Origin of the sequence: Salipiger sp., assembly GCF_048261495.1 — a bacterium.
Taxonomy (GTDB): domain Bacteria; phylum Pseudomonadota; class Alphaproteobacteria; order Rhodobacterales; family Rhodobacteraceae; genus Salipiger.
The window spans coordinates 14,152-39,947 of record NZ_JBLXFX010000014.1 but is presented as its reverse complement, the minus strand read 5'-3'; the positions used below and the strand labels follow the sequence as shown (position 1 = coordinate 39,947).

Below are 25,796 nucleotides of genomic sequence, written 5' to 3'. Positions count from 1 at the left end.
TTTCCGAGAGCTGGGGTGAAGCCTTGCCGTTACGGCAGTCGCGGCTCTCAGGCGGGGAGGGTGGCCGCCTGCGGGTGGGGGCCGCGCCCGGCTGCCCGGCGGGTGCGGGCGCGGGGGGCGAGCATCCGGCGCAGCGCGGCAAGGTCGGGCGCCCCGGCCAGAAAGGCGCGGTAAAGCGGGAACAGGCCGGGCCGCAGGTAGGGCGAACGGTGGCAGATGCGCCGCAGCGGCGGGGCGACGGGAAAGCCCGCATGGCGCAGGGCGGCGAGCGTCTCGGCGCAGTCGATCCGCAGCCGCGCGAGGTTCGGCAGCGGATCGGGGTCGAGGCCCATGATCCGGTCGCCGGGCACGGGCGGCGGCACCAGCCGTTGCAGGAGCTGGTCGAAGACCAGGTTCTCGCCGCTGGCCACGTGCAGAACCTCGACCCCGCGGCCTGCGGGCGAGGCGAGCGCGGCGGCGGCATTGGCGGCATGGTCCGCCGGGGTCATCAGGATCAGCCGGTCGAAACTGCCCGCCTCCGCCCCGGCCAGCGCGCAGAGCGCCACCCGCGCGCCGAGCGAATGCCCCACCACGTGCAGCGGCCGGTCGGGCGCGAGCCGTTTCACCGATTCCGCCAGTCGGGCAAGCTGATGCCCCGCGCGGGTGCATTCCGCGTGGGCCTGCCAGATCGACCCCCGTGCCTGCCAGCCGAAGCCGATGGCCAGCCCCTCGTTCCGCGCGCCGCGCCCGAACCCCAGGTGCTGCGGCCAGCTTGCCAGCCGGGGGCCGGTGCGGCGGGGCGCAAGGCTCAGCAGGCTGTCATGCGGGCAATGGCCGGGCAGGCCGGGCTGGTAGGAGAAGCCGTGAACCATGATCGTCACCGCGCCCGAGCCGCAGGCCGGTCCGTTCAGCACATGGCGCAGGGCGGGCAGCAGCGGGGCCGGGCTGGCATGCAGCGCCGGAAAGGTATCGCGGGCGTCTACCTGGATCAGGGGCATCCGTGCCTCCACCACATCTTGCGGTCTGCTCCTCTCAGAGCGCTACGCCCGCCGCGTGAAGTCCCGGTTACGGGCCCGTCACGGTCTTGACCGGAAAACGCAACGGGCGTATTGGGCCTGCGTGGCGCTTTGTTACCGGATTGCGGGCCACGTTAAACATTCCGCTAAAGAGGTCAGACGAGGGGGCCCCTTTCGCTTTGACCGCGAACGGGGCTTTTTCATTGGGGCCTGCAGAGGGCGCCCGGAGGGACGGATATGACGAACAGAGGCAAGCGCACGGACCTCGTGCACGGCGGAACCAAACGCAGCCAGTGGGGCGAGCTGAGCGAGGCGATCTTCCTCACGCAGGGCTTTGCCTATGACAGCGCCGAACAGGCCGAAGCGCGGTTCATCAAGGCGGGCGAGGACGAATACATCTACGCCCGCTACGGCAACCCGACGGTCGCCATGTTCGAGGAACGCATCGCGCTGCTCGAAGGGGCCGAGGACGCCTTTGCCACCGCCTCCGGCATGGCGGCGGTCAACGGGGCGCTGACCGCGATGCTCAAGGCGGGCGACCGGGTCGTCGCGGCCAAGGCGCTGTTCGGCTCCTGTCTCTACATCCTCGAAGAGATCCTGCCGCGCTTCGGCGTGGAGGTGGTGCTGGTCGACGGCGCCGATCTCGACGCCTGGCGCGCGGCGGTGACGCCCGGCACGCGGGCGGTGTTCTTCGAAAGCATGGCCAACCCGACGCTGGAGCTGGTCGACATCGAGGGCGTTGCGAAGATCGCCCACGAGGCCGGCGCGCTGGTGGTGGTCGACAACGTCTTCTCGACCCCGGTGTTCAGCCGCGCCATCGCGCAGGGCGCGGATGTGGTGATCTATTCGGCGACAAAGCATATCGACGGGCAGGGGCGGGCGCTCGGCGGGGTGATCCTCGGCACGCGGGAGTTCATCCGCAAGACCGTCGAACCCTATCTCAAGCACACCGGCGCCGCCATGAGCCCGTTCACGGCCTGGATCATGCTGAAGGGCCTCGAAACCATCGACCTGCGGGTGCGCGCGCAGGCCGCCTCTGCCGAGGAGATCGCCAGGGCGGTCTCCGATCACCCGAAGGTGACCTCGGTCAGCTATCCCGGTCTGCCCTCGCACCGCCAGCACGAGCTGGCGCAGCGCCAACTGGGCGGCAAGGGCGGCACGGTGGTGTCCTTCGAGATCGCCGGCGGCAAGGAGGCGGCCTTTGCCTTCTGCAACGCGCTCGAGATCATCCTGATCTCCAACAACCTCGGCGATGCCAAGTCGATCGCGACCCATCCGGCAACCACGACGCACCAGCGCCTTGCACCGGAGCAGCGTGTCTCGCTCGGCATCGGGGACGGGCTGATCCGCCTCTCCGTGGGGATCGAGGATACCGCCGACCTCGTGGGCGACATCCTGCAGGCGCTCGACCGGGCGTGATGCGCCACGGGTGATCCGTTCCCGCCGCTCGGGCGTATACCCCCCGGAACTTGTGGAAGTCCGGGGGCAATGACCCTATCTAAGGCAGGAAGCCGCCCGAAGGAGGGCCGAGATCATGAACGTGCACACACCCGACGTCGACCGCCAGCCGAGCCGCGAAGAGGCCGAAGCCGCGCTCGCCCTCCTGCGCCGCTGGACGGACAAGGCGCAGGATGCCGAGATTGCGGCCCTCGACCCGGCCCTGTCGGCCTTCGTGCCGGGGGCCGATCCCTACCCGGACCTGTCGCGCGACTATCCGGCCGACTTCCGCGCGGGCGAGACCTACCGCGCCACGCTGCCGGATCTGCAGAACGGGCCGTCCTCGCTGATCCGCGGCGAGCGGCGGGCGATCCAGCACGTCGGCATTTCGAACTTCCGCCTGCCGGTGCGCTTCCACACGCGCGACAACGGCGATCTGCTGCTGGAAACTTCGGTCACCGGCACGGTGAGCCTCGAGGCGGACAAGAAGGGCATCAACATGTCCCGCATCATGCGCAGCTTCTATGCGCATGCTGAGGAGACCTTTTCCTTCGAGGTGATCGAAGCGGCGCTGGACGACTACAAGTCCGACCTCGACAGCTTCGATGCGCGCATCCAGATGCGCCTCAGCTTTCCGATGAAAGTGCGCAGCCTGCGCTCGGGCCTGTCGGGCTACCAGTATTACGACATCGCGCTCGAACTGGTCGAGAAGGACGGCGTGCGCCGCAAGATCATGCATCTCGACTACGTCTATTCCTCGACCTGCCCGTGTTCGCTGGAGCTGTCCGAACACGCGCGCCGTACCCGCGGCCAGCTCGCGACGCCGCATTCGCAGCGCTCCGTGGCGCGGATCTCGGTCGAGGTTCTGTGCGGCGACTGCCTCTGGTTCGAAGACCTGGTCGAGATGTGCCGCCGCGCCGTGCCGACCGAAACGCAGGTCATGGTGAAACGTGAGGACGAGCAGGCCTTTGCCGAGCTGAACGCCGCCAATCCGATATTCGTCGAAGATGCGGCCCGTCTGTTCGCGGAGCAGATGCAAGCGGATTCCCGCGTCGGAGATTTCCGCGTCGTGGCGAGCCACCAGGAAAGCCTGCATTCGCACGATGCGGTGTCGGTTCTGACCGAAGGCACCACATTTGCCGCGGATTCGCTCGACCCCCGGCTGTTTGCCAGCCTGTTCCACGTCGGCTGACACCCCCCCAGCTGCCCGGATCGGAGGCACTGCCCCAAGGGGCGGCGCCTCTCCGACCGTTTTGCTGCAATGCAGCAAAACGTGATCGGCACCTCCATGAAATCTTCACCTTTTGCGCTAGACTTCCAGTCGGGAGGAAACCGAAGCTGACCGGAGGTTTCCGAATGACCATGAGCAACGTACAGATCGGCATGGGGCGCGGATCCCTGCGGCAGAAGATCGACATGTACTTCGTCACGGTGGGGCTCGGGGTGAACCCCTATGCCCTGCGCCGGGCAAGGATGCGCGACATCATCGCGCTCGAATCGAAATCGGACAGCGACCTTGCCCACATGGGCCTCGCGCGCGAGGATATCGTCGGCCACGTGTTCCGGGATCTTCTCACCGGCTGAGCCGGGCGCCCAAAAGTCTTTCAAGACTTTTGCAAATTCCTTGAAAGGAATTTGGGCGCGCTTGACACCCGCGCGGTGGCAGGCCAACGCTCTGCGCATGTTCGACATCCGCCCCGTCGCCTATGTCATCGGCCTGCTGGTCACGACGCTCGGCGCTACCATGCTGTTGCCCATGCTCGTGGACATCGCCGAAGGGCGGGGGGAATGGCATGTCTTCCTGGAATCCTCGCTCGTCACCATGTTGAGCGGCGGGCTCGTGGCCCTCGCCTGCGCCAATGGCGTCAAGGAAGGGCTCACCCTCCAGCAGACCTTCCTGCTCACCGTCACGGTCTGGGTCGCCCTGCCGCTGTTCGGCGGCATTCCCTTCATGTTCGGCGCCACCGGGGCCAGTTTCACCGACGCCTTCTTCGAAGCCATGTCCGGCATGACGACCACCGGCTCCACCGTCTTCGCGGGCCTCGATTCCCTGCCCAAGGGCCTGCTTCTCTGGCGCGGCATGCTGCAATGGCTGGGCGGCATCGGGATCATCGTGGTCGCCATGGTCTTCCTGCCCGAACTGCGCGTCGGCGGGATGCAGATCTTCCGGTCCGAAGCCTTCGAGACCATGGGCAAGATCCTGCCCCGCGCGGCGGAGATCGCCTCCTCCATCTCGGCGATCTATGTCGGCCTCACCCTGGCCTGCACCGCCGCCTACATGATCTGCGGGATGAATGTCTTCGACGCGACGGTGCATGCGCTGACCACGGTCTCGACCGGCGGGTTTTCGAATTACGACGCCAGTTTCGGGACCTTCTCGGGCCCGGCGGAATACGTGGCCTCGGTCTTCATGATTCTCGCGGCGCTGCCCTTCGTGCGCTACGTGCAGATCCTGAACGGCCACCAGACCGCCATCCTCAAGGACAGCCAGGTCCGCGCCTTCCTCTATACGATCGGGACGCTGGTGCTGGTGGTCTCGGTGACGCTGCTCTGGATCTTTCCGCACCACCCCGAACAGGCGGTCCGAGAGGCGCTGTTCAACATCACCTCGATCATCTCGGGAACCGGCTATGCCTCGGTCGACTACATGGGCTGGGGCACCTTCCTGATCACGCTGTTCTTCTTCATCGGCCTGATCGGGGGCTGCGCCGGATCCACCGCCTGCTCGGTCAAGATCTTCCGCTACCAGCTTCTGTTCGCCTCGATCCGCGTGCAGCTGAGGCGCATCCGCGCACCGCACGGCATCTTCACGCCGCGTTTCGAGGGGCGCCCGGTCTCCGATGACGTGCTGAGCTCGGTGATGGGCTTCTTCGTCTTCTTCACGGTGTCGCTGGGGGTGCTGTCGGTCGGGCTCGGCATGACCGGCCTTGACTTCGTGACCTCGGTTTCCGGCGCGGCCACCGCGCTCGGCAACATCGGGCCCGGCCTCGGGGATCAGATCGGCCCGGCGGGCAATTTCGCGGGTCTCAACGATGCGGCGAAATGGATGCTGGCCTTTGCCATGCTGGTGGGCCGTCTCGAAGTGATGGCCGTCTTTACCCTTTTCACGCTGCGCTTCTGGCGCGGCTGACGGTACCGGGCGTTCCCGCGGAATTCAGCGGGCAGGGGAGTCCCGACCGTGCCGCGCATGGCACGGTCGGGGCAGTCGCTCAGTCTCAGCCGAGCTCGATCAGGCGCGCCAATGCCTCCTTCAGCTTGGCCTCTTCCTCCTCGCGGGCCGCGAGGTTGTCGCGGGTCTCCTCGACGACCTCCTCGGGGGCGCTCTCCACGAACTTCGGGTTCTTCAGCCGCCCGCGCAGACCGCCCAGTTCCTTGCCGAGCTTGGCCAGTGCCTTTTCCAGGCGATCGCGCTCCGCGTCGACGTCGATGATGTCGGCCAGCGGCAGGCCGAAGGTCGCGCCACCCACCGGAACCGTCACGCAGCCCTTGGGAAAGCTCGGAACCTCGCTCAGCCCCTCCAGCCGCGCCAGCCGCATGATCAGCGTCTCGTTCGCGGCCCAGGCGGCGCGGGCGGCCGCGTCGAACTCGGTCACGAGGACGGGGACATGCAGCCCGGCGGGCACGTGCATCTGCGCCCGGGCCGAGCGGATGCCCTCGATCAGCGCGATCACCCAGGTCATCTCCGCATCGGCCGCCGGGTCCAGCAGTTCGGCGGTGCCGTAGTCCGGCCAGTCGCCATGCACGAGCATCTTGTCGCGTGAGCCGAGCGTGCCCCAGAGCTCTTCCGTGATGAACGGCATGAAGGGGTGCAGCATGAGCAGGCACTGGTCGATCACCCAGGACATGGTGTCCCGCGTCTCCTCCGCCACGGCCGCATCCTCGGAGGCGAACAGGGGCTTGGAGAATTCCACGTACCAGTCGCAGACCTTGCCCCAGACAAAGGCATAGAGCGCATTCGCCGCGTCGTTGAAGCGATACTCCGCAAGCGCCGCATCGACGGTCTCGCGCACCCGCGCGGTCTCGCCCAGGATCCAGCGGTTCAGCGTGACCGCGGGGGCGGGACGATCCCCGGACGAAAGATCGCGCCCGGCGGCCTCGTTCATCTCGGCGAACCGGCAGGCGTTCCAGAGCTTCGTGCCGAAATTGCGATATCCGGCGATCCGCTGCATATCAAGCTTCAGCACCCCGCCCAGCGAGGCCATCGCCGCATTGGTGAACCGCAGCGCATCGGCGCCGTATTCGTCGATGATCTCCAGCGGATCGACCACGTTGCCGAGCGACTTGGACATCTTCTTGCCCTTGGCGTCGCGCACGAGCCCGTGCAGGTAGACCGTGTGGAACGGAACTTCCTCCACCACAGCAAGCTGCATCATCATCATGCGCGCAACCCAGAAGAACAGGATGTCCTGGCCCGTCACCAGCACGTCCGTCGGGAAGTACTTCTGCAATTCCGGGGTCTTCTCCGGCCAGCCCAGGGTTCCGATCGGCCAGAGACCGGACGAGAACCAGGTGTCCAGAACGTCCGGGTCGCGGAAGACCGGGATCGCCTGCGCGCGGTGCCGCTGATCGACCCCGGTGTAATCCGTGCCGTTCTGCAGCAGGTCGGCGAGCATGTCCTCCGCGGCGGCGGCATCCTCGACCATGAGGAACTCGGCCTCCTCGCCGAAGAAGTCATGCATCTTGCGCAGAGCCTCCTCTTCGGTCGCGGCGCAGAAGGACCGCCATTCGTCCCCGAAGCCGGGCGTGTGCCAGACCGGGATCTGGTGCCCCCACCAGAGCTGGCGGGAAATGCACCAGGGCTCGATGTTCTCCAGCCAGTGGTAATAGGTCTTCTCGCCCGATTCCGGCAGGATCTTCACCGTGCCGTCGCGCACCGCGTCGAGCGCGGGCCCGACGATGCGCGCGGTGTCGACGAACCACTGGTCGGTCAGCATCGGCTCGATGACCACCTTCGAGCGGTCGCCGAAGGGCTGCATGATCGGCTTGTTCTCGACCAGCGGCATCATCCCGCCGTCGAGACAGACCTCGCCCTCGGACGCCTCGGGCGGCACCGGCACCATGACCGCGAGGCCGTCATCGGTGATCTCCTGCACGACCCGCTTGCGCGCCTCGTAGCGGTCGAGCCCGCGAAGGTGGTCGGGCACGAGGTTCAACGCATCGGCTTCGGCCTCGGTCAGGCTGCGCGCGCCCTGCGCCACCGCCTGCGCGACGGCGGCGGCCTCGGCATAGGGCAGCCCGTCCTCGCGCATCTGCGCGCGGGTGTCCATCAGGCGGTACATCGGGATGCCGCCGCGCCGGGCCACCTGGTAGTCGTTGAAATCATGCGCGCCGGTGATCTTCACCGCGCCCGAGCCGAAGGTCGGATCGGGGTATTCGTCGCTGATGATCGGGATCAGGCGGCGGTGCTCCTTCGGTCCCACCGGGATCTCGCAGAGCGTGCCGACGATCGGCGCATAGCGCTCGTCCGAGGGATGCACCGCGACCGCACCGTCGCCCAGCATCGTCTCGGGCCGGGTCGTGGCGATCGCGATGTAATCGCGCTCCTCCTCGAGCACCACATTCCCCTCCGCGTCCTTCTCCACGTAGGTATAGGTCGCGCCCCCCGCGAGCGGGTATCTGAAGTGCCACATGTGACCCGCGACCTCGACGTTCTCGACCTCCAGGTCGGAAATCGCCGTCTCGAAATGCGGGTCCCAGTTCACCAGCCGCTTGCCGCGATAGATCAGCCCCTTGTCGTACATGTCGACAAAGACCTTGATGACCGCATCGTGGAAATTGCCGCTCTCCCCGGTCGGCGCGCCCTCGGCCCCGGACATGGTGAAGGCATTGCGCGACCAGTCGCAGGAGGCGCCGAGGCGCTTCAGCTGGTTGACGATGGTGCCGCCGGATTGCGCCTTCCACTCCCAGATCTTCGCGGTGAAGGCCTCGCGCCCGAGCTCGCGCCGACCCGGCGCCCCGGCCTTGGCCAGTTCCCGCTCCACCACCATCTGCGTGGCGATGCCGGCATGATCCTGCCCCGGCTGCCAGAGCGTGTCGAACCCCCGCATGCGGTGCCAGCGGACAAGAATGTCCTGAAGCGTGTTGTTGAACGCATGCCCCATGTGCAGCGATCCCGTCACGTTCGGCGGCGGGATCATGATGCAGAAGGTCTCCTCCCGCGAGGCGTTCGCCCCGGCGGCAAAGGCCCCGGAACGCTCCCAGGCGTCATGGATGCGCGCCTCGGCCTCGGCCGCGTCGAATGTCTTTTCCATAGCCATGGGTCCGGCCCCCGTACCTGTCCTTGCGTGTTCCGCATGCTCTAGCGAAACCGCATGCAAAGGGAAAGGCTCGGAAGGGTCAAATCCCCGTCGGCATCTTCTGGCCCGAAATATCCCGGGAGTGAATTGGCCGCAGGCCAAGAGAGGGCAGCGCCCTCTGCACCGGCAACAAAAAAACGGCGGCGCCAGGGAGGAGGAGAGGCGCCGCCGTTCAATTCACGAATCTCTCAGGGAGGAGGAGAGAGAGATCCGATCCGGTTCGGGCCGCAGCCCGTCATGAGGTGCGGCGACACCAGGGAGGAGGAGAGGTGCCGCCGCGTATCGAAGGCGCCAGGGAGGAGGAGAGGCGCTCCGAAACTGTGGGCCGAAGGGCCCGGTATGAGGTGCGGCGGCACCAGGGAGGAGGAGAGGTGCCGCCGCTGACACGAAACGCCCGGGAGGAGGAGTGGGCGCCCGATGCCGTGAACCTTGCGGTTCGTTGTTCAGGGTGGCGGCGACCTCAGGGAGGAGGAGAGAGGTCGCCGCCGGATCCGTCAGGCTCAGGGAGGAGGAGAGAGCCCGGCGAAATCGGAATGTCGTTTCAGGCCTCGTAGGCGGCCTGCCATGCGATCCGGCGGATCATCGAGCGGTTCAGCCCGAGGTCGCTCAGTTCGCGGTTGCTGAGGGAGGCCAGCTCCGAGTAGGTCTGCTTGAAGACCCGGCGGCGCGCCGCGTTCGCCTTGAGGCCTTCGACCAGGGCGAAGAGCCGTGCGGTCAAACCGCTTTGAGCGCGAGTACCAGTTTCCGTTGCGTATGCCATTGTCATCTCTTGCCTGTAGGGCGTTACATCGTTGTTGCCGTTAACATGGGGCAAATGCTGCAACTGCACAATACAGCGAAGATACATTGCCGGTATGCAGTCGGCGCATATTGCGAAAGGTAGTTCGACAAGCGTTTGCAATGCGTTAAGCGTAATGATTGTGCGAAGGACGTTTGCGCATTGCGCCTGGTGCAAGGTGACCCCACGTCGGCTTGCACACAGCGGAAAGGACAGGACATGACCGATCTGGTCGACGAGGTGAAATCGGTGCTGGCGGGGCTCGACCTGCCCGATGGCGGCAACCTGATTTCGCGAAACATGATTCGAGCCCTCAGTATTGAAGGCGGTTTGGCGAGATTCGTGATCGAGGCGCCGAGCCCCGAGATGGCCCGGCACATGGAACCGCTGCGCGCCGCCGCCGAGCGGGCCGTCGCCTCGGTTCCCGGAATCGCCTCGGTCAGCGTCGCGCTGACGGCGCATTCGGCGCCGAAGCCGCCGCCGCTCAAGATCGGCGGCCATGCCAAGCCGCAGCAGGAGGCGATGAACCCTCCCGGCGTCAGGCGCATGATCGCCATCGGCTCGGGCAAGGGCGGCGTCGGCAAGAGCACGGTGTCGTCCAACCTCGCCGTGGCGCTGGCGCGGGCCGGGAAGAAGGTCGGCCTTCTGGATGCCGATATCCACGGCCCGTCGCAGCCCCGCATGTTCGGCATCTCGCAACGCCCGGCCAGCCCGGACGGCAAGACCATCATTCCGCTCGAGGCGCATGGCGTGACGCTCATGTCCATCGGCTTCATGCTGCCCGAGGAAAAGGCGGTGGTCTGGCGCGGCCCGATGCTGATGGGGGCGCTGCAGCAGATGCTGATGCAGGTGGCATGGGGCGAGCTGGACGTGCTGCTCATCGACCTGCCGCCGGGGACCGGCGACGTGCAGCTCTCGCTCGGGCAGAAATCCGAGCTGGCCGGGGCCATCGTGGTCTCGACCCCGCAGGACGTGGCGCTGATCGACGCTCGCAAGGCGCTGGATGCCTTCGACACGCTCAAGGTGCCGGTCCTCGGGCTGATCGAGAACATGTCGCTCTTCGTCTGCCCCGAATGCGGCCACGAGGCGCATATCTTCGGTCACGGCGGGGCGGCGGCCGAGGCCGCCCGCATCGGCGTGCCGCTGCTGGCGCAACTGCCGATCGACCTCGACACCCGGCTGGCCGGGGATGACGGGCGTCCCGTCGCGCTGGGAGAAAGCGCCATGGCGCTGGCCTACCGGCAACTGGCCGAGGGCCTCATCAAGGGTGGCGTGGTCTGAGCAGGGCGGCGATTCTTCGTCGAAAGACCGGGCGCGACGGGACGGTCGCGCCCGTCAGGCGACCTTGCGCATCTGAAGCACGAGGTCGAGAACCAGCGCCGCCGGATCGACGTTGACCCCGCGGGCATGGCGCGCGCGGTCGCCCGCATCCTGTGCCAGTTGCGCCCAGGCCCGCCCCGAGGCGGCATCCGGCGCCAGCCGCGACAGCATCGCCGCTTCGCCCGGCGCCGCCTGCACGGCGGGGGGGGCGCCGGTCACGCCGGTCCGGGCGAGGCGGGACAGCAGCACGTCCGTCAGCGTCAGCACGAGGTCGAGCCGCGCTTCCTGGCCCCGGCCCGCCGCGCTTTCGCCCAGCGCGATGGCCGCGGGGCGGTCCAGCATCGGCAGGGTGCCGACCAGCCGCACGAGGTCGCCGTAAAGGCCCAGCCCGTTCTGCGTGAGCAGCCGCATCGCCGCGCCGACCGAGCCTGCCGACAATTCCGCCAGAGCCGCCGCCTCTGCCGGGGCGATGTCGGCCCCGGCCTGGCGGATCGCCTCTTCCATGTCCGATGCCCCGAGCGGCGTCAGGCGCAATTCCCGGCAGCGCGACCGGATCGTCGGCAGCAGCCGCGAGGGCTGATGGCTGACCAGCAGGAGAGTCGTGCGCGCCGGGGGCTCTTCGAGCAGCTTGAGAAGGGCGTTCGCGGCGTTCGGGTTCATCTCGTCGGCGGAATCCACGATCACCACCCGCCGACCGCCATCGGTGGCGCTGAGGGTGAAAAAGCCCTTCAGCGCCCGCACCTCGTCGACCGTGATGACGGATTTCAGCCGTTTCGCCTTGTCGTCCCAGGGTCGCCGCAGCAGGAACAGGCCGGGTTCGGACAGTGCGCGCGAGCGGCGGGCCACAGGATGATCCGCCGGAATCCCGAGCGTTTCGGGCGGCGGCGGGGCGCCGAACAGCCCGTCGTCCTCCGGCGCGGCGGGTGTGGCCAGCAGAAACCGGGCGATCCGCCAGGCGAGGGTTGCCTTCCCGAGCCCCCGCGGTCCGGTCAGCAGCCAGCCGTGGTGCAGCCGTCCCGTGGTATGGGCCGCCAGGAAATCCGCCTCGGCCCGCGCCTGACCGAACAACTGCAGGGTTTCGCGCGGGTGGGGGGCGCCGTCGACCCGGTCGGCCTCGGGGATATCGGCATCCGCGCTCACAGCCGCGCCCCGACCGTTGCGGCCACGTCGCGGGCCACGGTCTCCGGCGCGCGGTTGCCGTCGATCACCGCAAAGCGCGGCGCGAATTCCTCGGCCAGCGCGAGGAAGGCCGCCCGCATCCCCTGTTGCAGCGCGATGCCGAAATCCTCGAACCGTTCCTCGGCGGTGGCGCGGGCCTTGGCGCGCGACAGGGCGGCCTCGGGGTCCATGTCGATCAGGATGGTCAGGTCCGGCTCCACGCCGATCATCAGCGCGTGCAGGCTGTCGACCATGCCGCGGCGGTCGCCCCGGCCCTGATAGGCGCGGCTGGAATCGGCAAAGCGGTCGCAGATCACGATGGCGCCGCGCGCCAGCGCCGGGCGGATCGTCCGTTCCAGGTGATCGCGCCGCGCGGCGGTGAACAACAGCAGTTCGGTTTCCGCCGACCAGCGGTCGGGGTCGCCCTGCAGCACCAGCGCGCGGATTTCCTCGGCGCCGGGAGAGCCTCCCGGCTCCCGCGTCAGGAGGGTTTCATGGCCGGCGCCCCGGAGGTGATCGCGCAGCAGCCGCGCCTGCGTGGACTTTCCCGATCCGTCGATGCCTTCGAAACTGACGAAGAGCCCGCCCGTGGTCACATCGCCTCCTCGGACGGAGCCTGAAGCCGTGCCAGCAGCGTGCGGCTGACCACCATCATGCGCTTGGCAAAACCGCCGCTGCCCACCGCTTCGGCCGCGAAGAGCGGCAGGCGGTGTTCGGGCAGACCCTCGGGGCGGATCACCAGTTCGGCGAGCTTCTGACCTTCGACGATGGGCGCGCGCAGCGGGCCGGTATAGACCACCTCCGCCTCCAGCCGCGTGCCGGGGGTGACCGGGACAAGCAGCGTCACGTCCTTCTGCGCCACGAGGCCGACGCTCGTCTCGTCCCCGAGCCAGACATCGGCGCGGGCGATCTCGGTATCCTTCCGGACCAGCTTGCGTTCGGCGAACTGCCGGAAGGCCCAGTTGACGATGCTTTCGCTTTCCTCGGCCCGCTCGCGTTCCGAGCCGAGCCCGACCATCGAGAAGATCACCCGCCGGTCGCCCTGCTTGGCAGACCCGACGAGCCCGTAGCCCGCCTCGGTCGTGTGGCCGGTCTTGAGACCGTCCGCCCCGATGTTCAGCTTCAGCAGAGGATTGCGGTTGTTGATGTTCGAGGGCGCGCGGCCGTCGAAGGCAAAGGTCTTTTCCGCGAACATCGGGTAGAATTCCGGGAAATCCTCGATGATCCGGCTGGCCAGCAGCGACAGGTCGCGCATCGACATGCGGTGCCCGGGGGCGGGCCATCCGCTGGCATTGGCAAAGGCGGAATTGGTCATGCCGAGCTGCTGCGCCCGGCGGGTCATCAGATTGGCAAAGCCCGCCTCGGTGCCGTCCGGGCTCAGCGCCTCGGCGATGACGGCGCAGGCGTCGTTGCCCGACAGCACGATGATGCCGCGCAGCAGGTCCTCGACCTCGACCCGGTCCTGTGTGTTCAGGAACATGGTCGAGCCGCCGTAGGACATTGCGTGCTGGGAGACCGGCAGACGCTCGTCGAGCTGCAGGCGGCCGTCGCGGACAGCCTCGAACGCCATGTAGAGCGTCATCAGCTTCGACATGGAGGCAGGCGGCAGCGATTCGTCGGCATTCTTGGCCATCAGCACGGTGCCGGTGGTGTAATCCAGCACGTAGGCGGCGCGGGCCTTGGTGTCGAAGGCACTGGCGGGGCCGGTCAGCAGCGCGGCTGCGGCGGCCCCGGCCATCAGGGTGCGGAGGGAAAGGATCATGGGGCAGCTCCTGTCCTTGGTTGGGCCCGCGCGCGGCGGGGTCAGTTGCTTACGGCGTAGGCGTCGGTGAAGCCTTCCGCCTTGATCTTCTTCAGCAGCGTGTCGAGATCCGACTGCGTCTGTGCGGGTCCCACCAGCACCCGCCAGAAGGTCTTGCCCGAAGCGCTCTGCTTCTTGACCGTGGGAACCATGCCGGACTGCCGCATGGCGGTCGCGGTGTTCTCGGCGTTCTGCTCGACGCTGAAGATGCCGATCTGGATATAGGGCTTGCGCAGGCCGGAGGCCGGTTTCGCCGCGGGTTTGGGCGCGGGCTTCGGCGCCGGTGCCGCGGCGGGCGGAAGCGGCTTGGCCATGGCCGGGGCAGGGGCGGCGCCGGGGGCCCCGGGGGCGTCCAGCGCGGCGGCGGCGCCGGTTGCCACGGGATCGAGCGTGCCTTCCTCGACCGACGGCGCCGCGGGCACCTCGGTGGCAAGGACGGGGGCCTCGGCCGCGGCCTCCTCGGCGGGCGGCGCGACTTCCTCGCGCTTCAGGGCCACGACGTTGAGATTGGTCGGAGAGCCGGCCAGCATCCCGAGCGCGGAGGCCGCGTCGGACGAGACCTGAAGCCTCGGGCCCGGCGACTGGCGTTCGCGGCGGAACAGCGCGCCGATGACGAACTTGCCGTTGGATTCGCTGCGGATGATGACGCGTTCGGGTTCCTTGACGTCCGGGTGCGCGACCCAGACCCCGCCGAGCGAGGGCCGGCCGTCCCAGAGACCGGCCTCGGTGGCCTGGAAGATCTCCGGCGCCTCGATGTCGCGCTCCACGGCTTCGCCGCGTTTCGCGCGGGTCACCGGCGCGCCGTCGGCTGCCGCGGCCTTGTCGCGTGGTTGAAGAAAACCCGGAAGATCCGCGTTTTCGCATGCGGCCAGCGTTGCCAGAACCGCCATCAACACGCTGCCTTTCAGCAGGTTGCGTCGCCCCGCTGCCATTCCTCTGCTCATTGTCCGCCCCTCAGCCTGCCAGCCGCACGTCCGATGTCCGATGCGTTTCACGTCCAGAACCGGTTGTCCCGGCCTTATCATGGCGTTTCCATGCCCCGTAGAGACGCCCGAAGGCGTCCGTATTGCGCAAGACTACCCGCTCCGGCGCGCGGTGAAAAGGCTCCGGCTGAGGATGCGCGGATTTTCCCGTTGCCGCGTCGGGGTCCGGGATGGTCCGGGACCGCATTCGGCGGCCTTGTGCCGCGCCTCACTTGATTGTAGCAGAACGAAACGCACCCCCGCCCGGCCCGGGCCGCGGGGCGCAAAGGTCGGAAGCGTGGCCGAGCGGTTGAAGGCACTGGTCTTGAAAACCAGCAACGGGGTGACTCGTTCGTGGGTTCGAATCCCACCGCTTCCGCCAATTATGGCCCCTCGACATGTTCAGGTCGACGCCGCCAGCTTCTCGAAACCTGTTTGCGGCTGAGATGAACCGCTGAAATGCCGTGGTTCGCGGTGGATCTGGTTGGTTCCCGAGGCTGGCTCGATGCCGCGATGCGGCTTGGCGACTCAGCCTGCGATTTGGCGGGCGAGGTAGACCGCGCCGTAGAGGATCGGTTGGTGTGCGAGGTAGAGCATCAGGCTGTGCCGTCCCGGCCAGGCTGCGAGGCGGACCGCGCGGGTGGCGGGGTCGAGCGGGGCGGGGATGCGTCCGGCAAGGCAGCGCGCCGCCAGGATTCCGGCGAGGAAGACGCCGGACCAGGGGAAGATCGGCACGTAGTCGAGCATCGGCGGGCGATGCGCCGCAATCCCGAGCCAGAGCCATGCCGCGCCGGCGCCGGGAAGCTCGACGGCTCCGAGGGCAAGCGCACCGACCGCCGCCAGGGCGAGGAGGGGCCGGGGCAGGTGCATGGCCGCGAGTCCGAGGCAGCTCGACACGACGAGCGCGTGCAGGATGCCGAAGCGGATCCAGGCCTGGGGCAGGGCGATCCGCGTCGCGACGGACACCAGCGCCGCCATGGCCGCCAGCATCCAGAGCCGGCGCAGGAAGGCCGCCGTCCGGAGACCCGAGCCGTGGGCCAGCCACAGGCTGATGCCGGACAGGAACAGGAAACTGCCCGCGATCAGCCGCGCGAAGGCGCGCCATTCCGGGGCCTGCATGGTGTCGCGCGGCAGGAAGCCGAAACTGGTGAGATCCCAGGCGAGGTGAAACACCGCCATGGCGAGCAGGGCAAGGCTGCGCGCGATGTCGAGTTCCGCGATCCGGCGCCCGGCAGGCGGAGCGCGGTCCGCGGCCGACCGGTAATCTGGGTCAGTCATGCGGCGTCCCTCCGCCGGCCGGTCGTCAGTCGGGGAGGCAGACCAGCCGCACGATGGTATCCATGTTGAACCGCAGCCGCGCCTCCAGCGCTTCGGGCGTCATGTAGTCCATGCCGAAGGTCACCTTGCCGGTGAAACGGTTGGTCAGGTAGTAATAGCCGATGGCGGCGATGGTGATGTTGAGCTGCACCGCATCGATTCCCGGCCGGAACACGCCGTCCGCCGCGCCGCGCTTCAGCAGGTCGCCGACCATGGTGACGAATTTCTGGCTGATCGCCTCGATCACCTTGGACTTCTTCAGGTGGCGCGCCTTGTGCAGGTTTTCGCTGTTCACGAGGGTGATGAACTCGGGATTGCGCAGGTAGTAGTCCCAGGTGAAGCTCACCAGCTTTTCCAGCGCCTCGCGCGGGGGGAGATGGTCGAGCTCGAGCTTCTGCTCGGCGGTGCGGATATCGACATAGGCGGCCTCGAGCACGGCCTGGAACAGGTCGTCCTTGTTGCCGAAATAGTGGTAGATCATGCGCTTGTTGGCCTTGGCGCGATCCGCGATCTCGTCCACGCGCGCCCCGCCGAAGCCGTTCCTGGCGAATTCCGTTTTCGCGGCGGCCAGGATCCTGCCCTTCGTCGCCTCCGCGTCCCGCTGCTTGGTGACTTCCCTGGGCGCCATGATGTTCCTGTCGACGGTTGCTGCCTGATCCCCCCTGATAGCCGACTTCCGGGCCCGGGGTCAAAGCCTGCGTAGCGCGTCCCGGCATTCGCCCCGTTCCGGCAAGTTGCGTGGGGGGTTGACGAACTCGAAATTAATGAAGTAACTAGATGGTGCGTTAAGGGGGCGGAAGACGACCCGTTCCCCGGTCCGCGGGAGACGCCCGGAGAGGGCGGGGCATGGCCGGTCGCGGGCCGGGACGCGACATGATTTCAGGGAGGACGACATGAGTTTCATCAAGGATCACATCGAGCGCGCAACGCTCGACCGGCGCAATTTCCTGTTCGCGTCTGCGGCGGGTCTCGGCGGCCTGGCGGCGGGGGGCATGTTCGGCCCCGGCATGGCGCGGGCGGCGCTGACCGACCCGACCATCGCCTGGAGCTACCGCAACCGCACCAACCCCTACTGGAACGAGATCGTCTCCGGGGGCGAGGCCTTTGTTCAAAGCCTCGGGATGCCGGCGGATGCGATGACCCATCTCATCAACGAGGGGTCGTCGGAAAAGAGCCTCGCCGACGTCAAGGCGCTGCTGGCCAAGACCGGCGGCAACCTCGCGTTGGCCATCGACACCAACGATGCGCCGAACTGCCGCCCGGTGGTCGAGGCGGTCGCGGCGGCGGGGGGCTATGTATCGACGATCTGGAACAAGACCGACGACCTGCATCCCCGGGATTTCGGCGACAACTACGTCAGTCACATGACCTGGTCCGATCTGAAGCCCGCCGAGGAGACCGCGCGCATCCTGCTCGAGGCGATGGGCGGCAAGGGCGGCGTCGTCCACCTGGGCGGCATCGCGTCGAACAACCCGGCGATCGAGCGGCTGCAGGGCCTCAGGAACGCGCTGGTGGACTACCCGGACGTGGAGCTGCTGGCGGCGGAACCGGCCGACTGGGACACCCAGAAGGCCAACCAGGTGATGAGCGCCTTCCTCACCCGCTTCGGGGACGAGATCACCGGCGTGCATTGCGCCAACGACACCATCGCCTACGGCGTGCTCGAGGCGCTGCGCGCCGAGGGGATCGAGGACATGCCCATCGTGTCCTACGACGGCAACCCGCAGGCGGTGCAGCTCGTGGCCGAGAAGAAGATCCTCGCCACCGTGTTCACCAATCCCTACTGGGGCGGGGGCATCTCGGCGGCGCTGGCCTATTACGCCGCCACCGGCGCGTTCAAGCCGTCCGAGGAGCCGGACGAACACCGCGAATTCTACGGGCCGTCGATCCTCGTGACACCCGAGGACGCGGCGGAGTTCAAGGCAACCTATCTCGACAGCGCGCCGGATTACGACTGGACCGATTTCTGGGGCCCGACCAACGGCGGGATCACCTACTGACGGACCGTTTCCGCCACGGCGCGCCGATGACCGCGCGCCGTGGCGCCACAGCCTTCACCGACATTGCCAGGAGGATCCCGTGACCGGAGTCCTGAACCGGGACGCCCTTCTCAAATGGGCCCCGCTGATCGTTCTTCTATTGCTGATGCTGTTCTTCACCGTGCTGGAGCCGCGCTTCTTCTCGGTGCGGAACTTTGCCCGCATCGCAATTTCCGCCGCGCCCGCGCTGATGGTGGCGGTCGGCGTGACCTTCATCATCCTGATGGGCTCCATCGACCTGTCCATGGAGGGCGCGGTTTCGGTCTGCGCCGTGGTCTTCGCCTTCGTCTTCCTGTGGCTCGGCGGGTCGCTGGGCGGCTGGGGCTGGCTGGCGCTGCCGCTGACGCTGGTCGTCGGCGCGGTGATGGGGCTGGTGAACGGCGCCATCCACGTCCGGCTCAGGATTCCGTCCTTCATGGCCTCGCTGGCGCTGGGCTTCGTCGGCACCGGGCTTGCCATGCTGATGACCGGCGGCGACCGCATCCGCATCGAGGACGAGACCTTTCGCGCGCTGCTCACCACGCGCTGGTTCAACTTCCCCGTGATGATCTATGTCGCAGGGCTGTTCCTGCTGCTGGGCTGGTTCATCCAGTCGCGCACCGCGCTCGGCCGCAACTTCTACGCGGTGGGCGGCGGCGAGGATCTGGCCCACGGCTCGGGGCTCGATGTCGCGCGGGTGCGGATCATGGGCTTCATGCTGGCGGGGGTCTTCTATGCCGTGGGCGCGCTGATGGCCGTCGCCCGCATCGGCATCGCGGAAACCGCGACCGGCACCGGGTTCATGTTCACCTCGATCACGTCGGTGGTCGTCGGGGGCACCGCGCTCTGGGGCGGGACCGGGGGCGTGTGGAACACGCTGGTGGGCGTGCTGATCGTCAACGTCATCGGCAACGGCATGGTGGTGATCGGGCTGCCCGGCTACGTGCAGGACGGGGTCCTCGGACTGCTCGTCATCGTCGCGGTGGTCCTGTCCACCGATCGCAGCGCCGTCAGCGTCGTGAAATGAGGGGGGCGGAACATGTATGAACTCAGCAAGGTCGACAAGGTGTTTCCCGGCGTCCACGCGCTGAAGGCTGTGGATTTCCGGATCGGACGGGGCGAGATCGTCGGCCTCGTCGGCGAGAACGGCGCCGGCAAATCCACCCTGATGAAGGTGATCTACGGCGCCTACCAGGCGGACGGCGGCACCATCACCAAGGATGGCCGCGCGGTGCGGTTCCAGACGCCGCGCCAGGCGATGGACCACGGCATCGGCATGGTGTTCCAGGAGCAGTCGCTCATCACCAACCTGACGGTGATGGAGAACATCTTTCTCGGCTTCGAGAAGCAGTTCGTGTCCTTCGGGGTGATGAACTGGAAGGCGATGGCCGAGGCCGCGCGCCACCAGCTTGCCAAGGTCCGGCTCGACATCGACCCGGCCACCGTCACCGCCCGGCTGTCCTTTGCGCAGCGCCAGCTCGTCGAGCTGGCCAAGGTGCTGACGCTCGAGGAGCGGGTGGACGGCGACCTCGTCATCCTGCTGGACGAGCCGACCTCGGTCCTGTCGCGCGAGGAGGTGGAGCTGCTGTTCCGCCTCGTGCGCGAGCTGACCTCGCGGGCGTCGTTCATCTTCGTGTCGCACCGCATGGACGAGGTGCTGGAACTCAGCGACCGGGTCTACGTGATGAAGGACGGCGAGGTGGTCGACGTGGTCGCCCGCGCCGAGGCCTGCGTCGACACGATCCAGCGCAAGATGGTCGGGCGCGACATCGACAAGGAGTATTACCGCGAGCAGAAGCAACGCCCCCACGATCCCGGGAGGGTGCTGGTGCGCTTCGACGGGGTGTCGGTCGCCGGGCGCTACAGCGACATCTCGTTCGACCTGCACGCGGGCGAGGTGCTGTGCCTCGTCGGCACCGAGGGGTCGGGGCGCGAGGCGATCCTGCGCACCATCTTCGGGCTGGAACGGCCGACCTCCGGCACCGTGACGATCAAGGACCGCCCGCGCCGCCGCCACGACGCCCGCGCGGCCGTCGAGGCCGGGGTCGGCTACGTCCCGCGCGAACGCAAGGTCGAGGGCATCGTGAACGGCATGAACGTCTACGAGAACATGACCCTCAGCCAGATGCGCAACTACGCGACCGCCGGCATCCTGCGGATCGGCGAGGAAAAGGCCCTGGCCCGCGAATGGATCGCGCGGCTCGGCATCAAGACCCCGGACGTCTTCAAGGATTGCGGCGGGTTGTCGGGGGGCAACCAGCAGAAGGTGGTGCTGGCCAAGTGGCGCTCGGGCGGGTCCGACATCATCCTGCTCGATCACCCGACGCGGGGGCTCGATATCGGGGCCAAGGAAGACGTCTACGACATGGTGCGCGAGATGTGCGACGCCGGCGCCGGCATCCTGCTGGTGGCCGACACGCTGGAAGAGGCCATCGGCCTGTCCCACACCATCCTCGTGCTGAAGGACGGGGAGGCGCAGCAACTGTTCCGCGGAGAGCCCGGCAACAAGCCGTCGCCCTTCGACCTTGTCCACCACATGACCTGAGGCAGAGCAGATGAGCTTTCACGACATCAAACCGCATCTCCCGTGGATCACCCTGCTCGTGCTGGTGGCCATCGTGGGGGTGTCGCATCCCAACTTCCTGAAGCCCGCGAACCTCGTGTCGATGGTGGCCGACATCATGCCGCTGTTCATCATGGCGCTGGGCATGACCTTTGCCATCTACATCGGCGGCATCGACCTGTCGGCGCAGTCGGTGGCCAACATGACCACGGTCATCGCCACCGTCGCCCTGCCGGGCCTCGGGCTCGGCGCGGCGCTCGTGTGCGTGCTGGCGGGGCTGCTCTTCGGGGCGATCTCGGGTTTCGTCACCACGCGGCTTCTGGTGCCGTCCTTCGTCTCGACCCTCGCGGTCGGCGGGGTGGCCTATTCGCTGGCGCAATACCTGTCCGGGCAGCGCGCGCTCTACATGGACGCGGGACTGCGCGACGCCTCCTTCGGCTGGATGATCGGGCAGAGCTTCGGCATCCCGCACGAGATCTTCGTCGGCGGCGTGCTGCTGCTGCTCACCTGGTTCCTGCAAAGCCGCACCGTCTTCGGCCGGGCGCTCAAGGCGGTGGGTGCGGGCGAACTGGCGGCGGCGGCCTCGGGGCTGCATGTCGGGCGGATCAAGATCGCGGCCTTCGCCCTGTCGGCGATGCTGGCCGCCGTCGCGGGGCTGCTGTTCTCGGTCAAGTTGTCGGGCGGTTCGCCGACGCTGGCAAACGGTTTCCTGCTGCCCGCCATCGTGGCGGTGCTGGTGGGTGGCACCCCTCTTACCGGGGGCGTGGGCGGGGTGGTCAACACCCTGATCGGCACGCTGATCGTCGCGGTGATCCGCACCTCGATGCTCTACTTCGAGGTCGACGCCACCATGCAGCAGATGGTTTTCGGCATCATCCTGATCGTGGCCATCGCCTCGACCATCGACCGCAGCAAGATGCGCATCGTGAAATGAGGAGGCGGGGATGACCGACATGATGAGAGCCGCCGTCCTGACCGAACCGGGACGGTTCGAGATCCGCTCCCGCCCGATCCCGACCCCCGGTCCGGGAGAGGTGCTGATCCGCATCACGCGGGTCGGGATCTGCGGCACGGACCTGCACATCTTTCACGGCAACTACGCCGCCGACAGCCTGCCGATGGTGCCGGGACACGAGTTCACCGGCACGATCCGGGCACTGGGCGCGGGGGTCGGGGGGCTGACCCCCGGCGCCAAGGCGGTGGTCGACATGAACATCGGCTGCGGCGCCTGCTACTGGTGCCGCCGGAACGAGATCCTGAACTGCCCCCACATGCGGCAGATGGGGATCACCATGGACGGCGCCTTTGCCGACTACATGGTGGTGCCTGCGCGGCTGGTCATACCGGCGCCCGATGCGGTGCCCGATGCGGTGCTCGCCCTGACCGAACCGCTGTCCTGCGTGGTGCGCGCGGCGCGCAAGGCGCAGGTCACCTTCGGCCAGTCGGCGCTGGTGATCGGGGCCGGGCCCATCGGCAACCTTCACGTGCAATTGCTGCGCACCATCGGCGCGGCGCCGATCATCGTCACCGACCGCTCCGCGGACCGGGTGGCGATGGCGGTGGCGGCGGGTGCCGACATCGGGGTGAGCGACCCGGCGCAACTGCGCCACGCGGTCATGGCGGCCACCGAGGGGCGCGGCACCGACGTGGTGGTCGAAAGCGTCGGGCAGCCCGCGCTCTATGCCGAGGCGATGCGGCTCATGCGCAGGGGCGGGCACCTCGCCGCCTTCGGGCTGACCGGCCCCGAGGCGGAGCTGCCGCTCAACATCCTCGATACCATCCTGCACGAAAATTCGGTCAAGGGATCGGTCGCGGGCATGGGGCAGGACATGCACGACGCCCTGACCCTGCTGGTGCACGGCCGCATCGACACCGCCGCCTTCACCCGCGCGAGCTTTCCCCTGGAGCAGATCCAGCAGGCCTTCGACAGCATTCCCGACCGCCCGGACGACCTCAAGACGCAGATCGTCGTCGCCTGACGCCCCGGCGGGCACAGATTACGGAGAGAGACAGATGAACAAGCCCCTGACCAGACTTTCCCCCCCGGCGGAACCGCGCGAGTTCGGTTTCTTCCTCGACGGCAGGGCCGTTCCGGCCGGGGAGCGCAGCCTCATCGAGCGCCGCTCGCCGGCCCATGACGTGCCGGTGACGCGCATTCCCCATTGCACGCAGGACGATCTCGACGCGGCCGTGGCCGCCGCCCGCCGCGCCTTCGACGACCGGCGCTGGTCGGGCCTTTCGGGCGCCGCCCGTGCCGGGGTGCTGCTGAAGGCCGGGGCGCTGATCCGCGAGCGCGCCGAGGAGATCGCCTATTTCGAGACGCTGGAGAACGGCAAGCCCATCGCGCAGGCGCGGGGCGAGGTGGCGGGCTGCGCCGACATGTTCGAGTATGCCAGCGGCCTTGCCCGCAGCCTGCACGGCGACAGTTTCAACAATCTCGGGGACGGGATGTTCGGCATCGTCACCCGCGAGCCGGTGGGGGTCGTCGGCCTCATCACGCCGTGGAACTTCCCCTTCCTCATCCTGTGCGAACGGGTGCCCTACATCCTCGCCTCGGGCTGCACCATCGTTGCCAAGCCCTCGGAAGTCACCAGCGCCTCGACCCTGCTGCTGGCCGGCATCCTGACCGAGGCGGGTCTGCCGGACGGCTGCATGAACGTGGTCACCGGTCCCGGCAGCAGCATCGGTCAGGGCATGATCGAACACATGGACATCGACATGCTGTCCTTCACCGGCTCCACCGGGGTCGGGCGGCGCTGCGTCGAGGCGGCCGCCCGGAGCAATTTCAAGAAGCTGGGGCTGGAGCTGGGCGGCAAGAACCCGCAGATCGTCTTTGCCGATGCGGATCTGGAGGATGCGGCCGACGGCGTGGCCTTCGGGATCGCCTTCAACACCGGGCAGTGCTGCGTCTCCGGCTCGCGGCTGATCGTCGAGCGATCGGTGGCCGACCGTTTCGCCGCGATGGTGCAGGCCAAGCTGGAGAGGGTGCGCATCGGCGATCCGCTGGACGAATCCACCCAGGTCGGCGCCATCACCACCGAGGCGCAGAACGCCACCATCCTCGGCTACCTGCGCAAGGGGCAGGAAGAGGGCGCGCGCCTGCTCTGCGGCGGCACGGTAGCGGACCTCGGGGCGGGGCGTTTCATCGGGCCGGCGATCTTCACCGACGTGACCCGCGACATGTCGATCGTGCGGGACGAGATCTTCGGCCCGGTTCTGACGATCCTGCCCTTCGACACGCTCGACGAGGCGGTCGAGATCGCCAATGATACGATCTACGGTCTCGCGGCAAGCGTGTGGTCGCAGGATATCGACAAGGCGCTGACCGTGACCCGGCGGGTGCGGGCGGGGCGCTTTTGGGTCAACACGACGCTGGCGGGCGGGCCGGAGCTGCCGCTCGGCGGATTCAAGCAATCCGGCTGGGGGCGCGAGGCCGGGATGTACGGGGTCGAGGAATACACGCAGGTCAAATCGGTGCATGTCGAGATCGGCAAGCGCCGGCATTGGGGGGCATGATGGCGGCGCAGGGATACGATTACGTCATCGTCGGCGGCGGGGCGGCGGGCTGCGTGCTCGCCAACCGGCTGAGCGAGGATGACAGTGCCCGCGTCCTGCTGCTGGAGGCGGGGGGCAAGGACAGCCACCCGCTGATCCACATGCCGGTGGGCTTCGCCAAGATGACCTCGGGGCCGCACACCTGGGGCCTGACCACCGCGCCGCAGAAGCACCTCTTCAACCGCGAGATTCCCTACGTGCAGGCGCGCGTCCTCGGCGGCGGCAGTTCGATCAATGCCGAGGTCTATACCCGCGGGGTGCCCGCCGACTTCGACCGCTGGGCCGGAGAGGAGGGCGCCGAGGGCTGGCACTGGGACGAGGTGAAGCGCTATTTCCTGCGCTCCGAGGGCAACACCATCCTGTCGGGCGAGTTGCACGGAACCGACGGCCCGCTCGGCGTGTCGAACCTGCCCGATCCGCAGCCGATGACCCGCGCCTTCGTGCAGAGCTGCCAGGAATACGGGATGCCCTACAACCCGGATTTCAACGGCGCGGTGCAGGCGGGGGCGGGCGTCTACCAGACCACCACCCGGAACGGCCGTCGCTGTTCCGCCGCCGTGGGCTATCTGCGCCCCGTGCTGTCGCGGCCGAACCTGACGGTGGAAACCGGCTGCCTCGTGCGCCGCGTTGTGATCGAGAACGGCCGCGCCACCGGCGTCGAGTATGCGCAGGCCGGGAAGGAGCGCAGCGTGCGCGCCGCGCAGGAGGTGGTCGTCACCTCCGGCGCCATCGGCTCGCCCAAGCTGATGATGCTGTCGGGCCTCGGACCTGCCGCGCATCTGCGCGAGCACGGGATCGAGGTGCAGCGCGACCTGCCGGGGGTGGGCGAGAACCTGCAGGATCATTTCGGCATCGACATCGTGGCCGAGCTGACCGGGCATTACAGCCTCGACAAGTACAACAAGCCGCACCGGATGCTCTGGGCCGGGCTGCAATACCTGCTGTTCGGCACCGGGCCCGTCACCTCGAACGTGGTCGAGGGCGGGGCCTTCTGGTACAGCGATCCCGCCGCCCCGCATCCCGACCTGCAATTCCATTTCCTCGCCGGGGCTGGCGCCGAGGCCGGGGTGCCGAGCGTGCCCGAGGGCAGTTCGGGCATCACGCTCAACAGCTACACGCTGCGCCCGAGGAGCCGGGGAACGGTGCGGCTCCGCTCCGGCGATGCCGGGGATCTGCCGGTGGTCGATCCGAATTTCCTCGGCCATCCGGACGATCTCAAGACCTCGATCGACGGGGTGAAGATCAGCCGCGAGATCTTTTCCCGGCACAGCCTGGGCAAGGTCATCCGCAAGGTGCATTTCCCCGATGCCTCGGTCCGGTCCGAGGCGGATTACGAGGCCTACGCGCGCAGGTACGGGCGGACCTCGTATCACCCGACCTGCACCTGCAAGATGGGCATCGACGCGATGGCGGTGGTCGATCCGCAGCTTCGCGTGCGCGGGGTCGACGGCTTGCGGATCTGCGACAGTTCGGTGATGCCGAGCCTGATCGGCTCCAACACCAACGCCGCGACGATCATGATCGCCGAAAAGGCCTCGGACCTGATCCGGGGCAATCGTTAGCGCCGCATCCGGCATGAGACGGGGGCAGGGCCCG

21 protein-coding genes, 1 tRNA gene and 1 riboswitch are annotated in these 25,796 nt (G+C 67.9%); of the genes, 13 read left to right on the top strand and 9 right to left on the bottom strand.

Annotated features, from left to right (window positions below):
* Positions 1 to 47: 47 nt before the first annotated feature.
* The gene (locus tag ACN0RJ_RS20305; protein ID WP_417725474.1) at positions 48 to 977 is read right to left on the bottom strand and encodes a hypothetical protein; all 930 of its coding nucleotides are present in this window, start codon (positions 975 to 977) and stop codon (positions 48 to 50) included.
* 111 nt (positions 978 to 1,088) lie between these two features.
* Positions 1,089 to 1,166: riboswitch (SAM riboswitch) on the top strand.
* A 66-nt stretch (positions 1,167 to 1,232) separates the two neighbouring features.
* Here ACN0RJ_RS20305 and metZ point away from each other — a divergent pair.
* The 4 genes from metZ (at position 1,233) to ACN0RJ_RS20285 (ending at position 5,562) form a co-directional block, all read left to right on the top strand.
* Entirely contained in the window at positions 1,233 to 2,414 is a 1,182-nt protein-coding gene (metZ, locus tag ACN0RJ_RS20300) for an O-succinylhomoserine sulfhydrylase (protein ID WP_417725473.1), read from the top strand.
* A gap of 115 nt (positions 2,415 to 2,529) precedes the next feature.
* The gene (folE2, locus tag ACN0RJ_RS20295) at positions 2,530 to 3,624 is read left to right on the top strand and encodes a GTP cyclohydrolase FolE2 (protein WP_417722296.1); all 1,095 of its coding nucleotides are present in this window, start codon (positions 2,530 to 2,532) and stop codon (positions 3,622 to 3,624) included.
* A gap of 164 nt (positions 3,625 to 3,788) precedes the next feature.
* Positions 3,789 to 4,016 carry a hypothetical protein gene (locus ACN0RJ_RS20290; protein WP_417722297.1) on the top strand — a complete coding sequence of 76 codons (228 nt, stop codon included), beginning with the start codon at positions 3,789 to 3,791 and terminating at the stop codon, positions 4,014 to 4,016.
* A 97-nt stretch (positions 4,017 to 4,113) separates the two neighbouring features.
* Positions 4,114 to 5,562: a TrkH family potassium uptake protein gene (locus ACN0RJ_RS20285; protein WP_417725472.1), complete on the top strand. Its 1,449-nt coding sequence runs from the start codon at positions 4,114 to 4,116 to the stop codon at positions 5,560 to 5,562.
* An 85-nt stretch (positions 5,563 to 5,647) separates the two neighbouring features.
* Here ACN0RJ_RS20285 and ACN0RJ_RS20280 read toward each other — a convergent pair whose 3' ends face one another.
* Positions 5,648 to 8,689, bottom strand: coding sequence for a valine--tRNA ligase (locus ACN0RJ_RS20280; protein WP_417725471.1), 3,042 nt, complete (start codon positions 8,687 to 8,689; stop codon positions 5,648 to 5,650).
* Between the two features lie 580 nt (positions 8,690 to 9,269).
* Positions 9,270 to 9,488 (bottom strand): DUF1127 domain-containing protein, encoded by a 219-nt coding sequence (locus ACN0RJ_RS20275; RefSeq protein WP_417722300.1) that lies wholly within the window; start codon positions 9,486 to 9,488, stop codon positions 9,270 to 9,272.
* A gap of 237 nt (positions 9,489 to 9,725) precedes the next feature.
* Here ACN0RJ_RS20275 and ACN0RJ_RS20270 point away from each other — a divergent pair, with 237 nt between their 5' ends.
* Entirely contained in the window at positions 9,726 to 10,787 is a 1,062-nt protein-coding gene (locus ACN0RJ_RS20270) for an Mrp/NBP35 family ATP-binding protein (protein ID WP_417725470.1), read from the top strand.
* Between the two features lie 54 nt (positions 10,788 to 10,841).
* On the opposite strand, the gene ACN0RJ_RS20265 is transcribed toward ACN0RJ_RS20270, so the two are convergent.
* The 4 genes from ACN0RJ_RS20265 to ACN0RJ_RS20250 are packed head-to-tail and all read right to left on the bottom strand — an operon-like array spanning position 10,842 to position 14,717.
* Positions 10,842 to 11,966: a DNA polymerase III subunit delta' gene (locus ACN0RJ_RS20265; RefSeq protein WP_417722302.1), complete on the bottom strand. Its 1,125-nt coding sequence runs from the start codon at positions 11,964 to 11,966 to the stop codon at positions 10,842 to 10,844.
* Positions 11,963 to 12,580, bottom strand: a complete 618-nt coding sequence (gene tmk, locus ACN0RJ_RS20260) for a dTMP kinase (RefSeq protein ID WP_417722303.1) — start codon at positions 12,578 to 12,580, stop codon at positions 11,963 to 11,965. Before tmk ends, ACN0RJ_RS20265 begins: the two co-directional genes overlap by 4 nt.
* Positions 12,577 to 13,746, bottom strand: coding sequence for a D-alanyl-D-alanine carboxypeptidase family protein (locus tag ACN0RJ_RS20255; RefSeq protein WP_417722304.1), 1,170 nt, complete (start codon positions 13,744 to 13,746; stop codon positions 12,577 to 12,579). Before ACN0RJ_RS20255 ends, tmk begins: the two co-directional genes overlap by 4 nt.
* Before the next feature lie 41 nt (positions 13,747 to 13,787).
* Positions 13,788 to 14,717 carry an SPOR domain-containing protein gene (locus ACN0RJ_RS20250; RefSeq protein ID WP_417725469.1) on the bottom strand — a complete coding sequence of 310 codons (930 nt, stop codon included), beginning with the start codon at positions 14,715 to 14,717 and terminating at the stop codon, positions 13,788 to 13,790.
* A gap of 322 nt (positions 14,718 to 15,039) precedes the next feature.
* On the opposite strand from ACN0RJ_RS20250, the gene ACN0RJ_RS20245 reads away from it, so the two are divergent.
* A tRNA-Ser gene (locus ACN0RJ_RS20245) sits at positions 15,040 to 15,129 on the top strand.
* Positions 15,130 to 15,275: 146 nt separating this feature from the next.
* Here ACN0RJ_RS20245 and ACN0RJ_RS20240 read toward each other — a convergent pair.
* Positions 15,276 to 16,025: a heparan-alpha-glucosaminide N-acetyltransferase gene (locus ACN0RJ_RS20240; RefSeq protein WP_417725468.1), complete on the bottom strand. Its 750-nt coding sequence runs from the start codon at positions 16,023 to 16,025 to the stop codon at positions 15,276 to 15,278.
* A 25-nt stretch (positions 16,026 to 16,050) separates the two neighbouring features.
* Complete coding sequence (locus ACN0RJ_RS20235) at positions 16,051 to 16,692, bottom strand: TetR/AcrR family transcriptional regulator (RefSeq protein WP_417722307.1); 642 nt, start codon at positions 16,690 to 16,692, stop codon at positions 16,051 to 16,053.
* A 265-nt stretch (positions 16,693 to 16,957) separates the two neighbouring features.
* On the opposite strand from ACN0RJ_RS20235, the gene ACN0RJ_RS20230 reads away from it, so the two are divergent.
* The 7 genes from ACN0RJ_RS20230 (at position 16,958) to ACN0RJ_RS20200 (ending at position 25,762) form a co-directional block, all read left to right on the top strand.
* Positions 16,958 to 18,064, top strand: a complete 1,107-nt coding sequence (locus tag ACN0RJ_RS20230; protein WP_417725467.1) for a sugar ABC transporter substrate-binding protein — start codon at positions 16,958 to 16,960, stop codon at positions 18,062 to 18,064.
* Positions 18,065 to 18,143: 79 nt separating this feature from the next.
* Entirely contained in the window at positions 18,144 to 19,109 is a 966-nt protein-coding gene (locus ACN0RJ_RS20225; RefSeq protein WP_417722309.1) for an ABC transporter permease, read from the top strand.
* A 12-nt stretch (positions 19,110 to 19,121) separates the two neighbouring features.
* A complete protein-coding gene (locus tag ACN0RJ_RS20220; protein WP_417725466.1) occupies positions 19,122 to 20,627 on the top strand; it encodes a sugar ABC transporter ATP-binding protein in 1,506 nt (501 codons plus the stop codon).
* A gap of 10 nt (positions 20,628 to 20,637) precedes the next feature.
* Positions 20,638 to 21,579, top strand: coding sequence for an ABC transporter permease (locus tag ACN0RJ_RS20215; protein ID WP_417722311.1), 942 nt, complete (start codon positions 20,638 to 20,640; stop codon positions 21,577 to 21,579).
* Positions 21,580 to 21,589: 10 nt separating this feature from the next.
* Complete coding sequence (locus ACN0RJ_RS20210) at positions 21,590 to 22,624, top strand: zinc-dependent alcohol dehydrogenase (protein ID WP_417725465.1); 1,035 nt, start codon at positions 21,590 to 21,592, stop codon at positions 22,622 to 22,624.
* A 34-nt stretch (positions 22,625 to 22,658) separates the two neighbouring features.
* Complete coding sequence (locus tag ACN0RJ_RS20205) at positions 22,659 to 24,161, top strand: aldehyde dehydrogenase family protein (RefSeq protein ID WP_417725464.1); 1,503 nt, start codon at positions 22,659 to 22,661, stop codon at positions 24,159 to 24,161.
* Complete coding sequence (locus ACN0RJ_RS20200; protein ID WP_417725463.1) at positions 24,161 to 25,762, top strand: GMC family oxidoreductase; 1,602 nt, start codon at positions 24,161 to 24,163, stop codon at positions 25,760 to 25,762. The genes ACN0RJ_RS20205 and ACN0RJ_RS20200 overlap by 1 nt, the downstream gene beginning before the upstream one ends.
* The last annotated feature ends 34 nt before the right edge of the window (positions 25,763 to 25,796 follow it).

What these genes read in the sequence shown, in the direction of transcription:
- ACN0RJ_RS20305 (WP_417725474.1), bottom strand. Translation starts at nt 977, where the DNA reads ATGCCCCTGATCCAGGTAGACGCCCGCGATACCTTTCCGGCGCTGCAT.
- metZ (WP_417725473.1), top strand. Translation starts at nt 1,233, where the DNA reads ATGACGAACAGAGGCAAGCGCACGGACCTCGTGCACGGCGGAACCAAA.
- folE2 (WP_417722296.1), top strand. Translation starts at nt 2,530, where the DNA reads ATGAACGTGCACACACCCGACGTCGACCGCCAGCCGAGCCGCGAAGAG.
- ACN0RJ_RS20290 (WP_417722297.1), top strand. Translation starts at nt 3,789, where the DNA reads ATGACCATGAGCAACGTACAGATCGGCATGGGGCGCGGATCCCTGCGG.
- ACN0RJ_RS20285 (WP_417725472.1), top strand. Translation starts at nt 4,114, where the DNA reads ATGTTCGACATCCGCCCCGTCGCCTATGTCATCGGCCTGCTGGTCACG.
- ACN0RJ_RS20280 (WP_417725471.1), bottom strand. Translation starts at nt 8,689, where the DNA reads ATGGCTATGGAAAAGACATTCGACGCGGCCGAGGCCGAGGCGCGCATC.
- ACN0RJ_RS20275 (WP_417722300.1), bottom strand. Translation starts at nt 9,488, where the DNA reads ATGGCATACGCAACGGAAACTGGTACTCGCGCTCAAAGCGGTTTGACC.
- ACN0RJ_RS20270 (WP_417725470.1), top strand. Translation starts at nt 9,726, where the DNA reads ATGACCGATCTGGTCGACGAGGTGAAATCGGTGCTGGCGGGGCTCGAC.
- ACN0RJ_RS20255 (WP_417722304.1), bottom strand. Translation starts at nt 13,746, where the DNA reads ATGATCCTTTCCCTCCGCACCCTGATGGCCGGGGCCGCCGCAGCCGCG.
- ACN0RJ_RS20250 (WP_417725469.1), bottom strand. Translation starts at nt 14,717, where the DNA reads ATGGCAGCGGGGCGACGCAACCTGCTGAAAGGCAGCGTGTTGATGGCG.
- ACN0RJ_RS20240 (WP_417725468.1), bottom strand. Translation starts at nt 16,025, where the DNA reads ATGACTGACCCAGATTACCGGTCGGCCGCGGACCGCGCTCCGCCTGCC.
- ACN0RJ_RS20235 (WP_417722307.1), bottom strand. Translation starts at nt 16,692, where the DNA reads ATGGCGCCCAGGGAAGTCACCAAGCAGCGGGACGCGGAGGCGACGAAG.
- ACN0RJ_RS20230 (WP_417725467.1), top strand. Translation starts at nt 16,958, where the DNA reads ATGAGTTTCATCAAGGATCACATCGAGCGCGCAACGCTCGACCGGCGC.
- ACN0RJ_RS20220 (WP_417725466.1), top strand. Translation starts at nt 19,122, where the DNA reads ATGTATGAACTCAGCAAGGTCGACAAGGTGTTTCCCGGCGTCCACGCG.
- ACN0RJ_RS20215 (WP_417722311.1), top strand. Translation starts at nt 20,638, where the DNA reads ATGAGCTTTCACGACATCAAACCGCATCTCCCGTGGATCACCCTGCTC.
- ACN0RJ_RS20210 (WP_417725465.1), top strand. Translation starts at nt 21,590, where the DNA reads ATGACCGACATGATGAGAGCCGCCGTCCTGACCGAACCGGGACGGTTC.
- ACN0RJ_RS20205 (WP_417725464.1), top strand. Translation starts at nt 22,659, where the DNA reads ATGAACAAGCCCCTGACCAGACTTTCCCCCCCGGCGGAACCGCGCGAG.
- ACN0RJ_RS20200 (WP_417725463.1), top strand. Translation starts at nt 24,161, where the DNA reads ATGGCGGCGCAGGGATACGATTACGTCATCGTCGGCGGCGGGGCGGCG.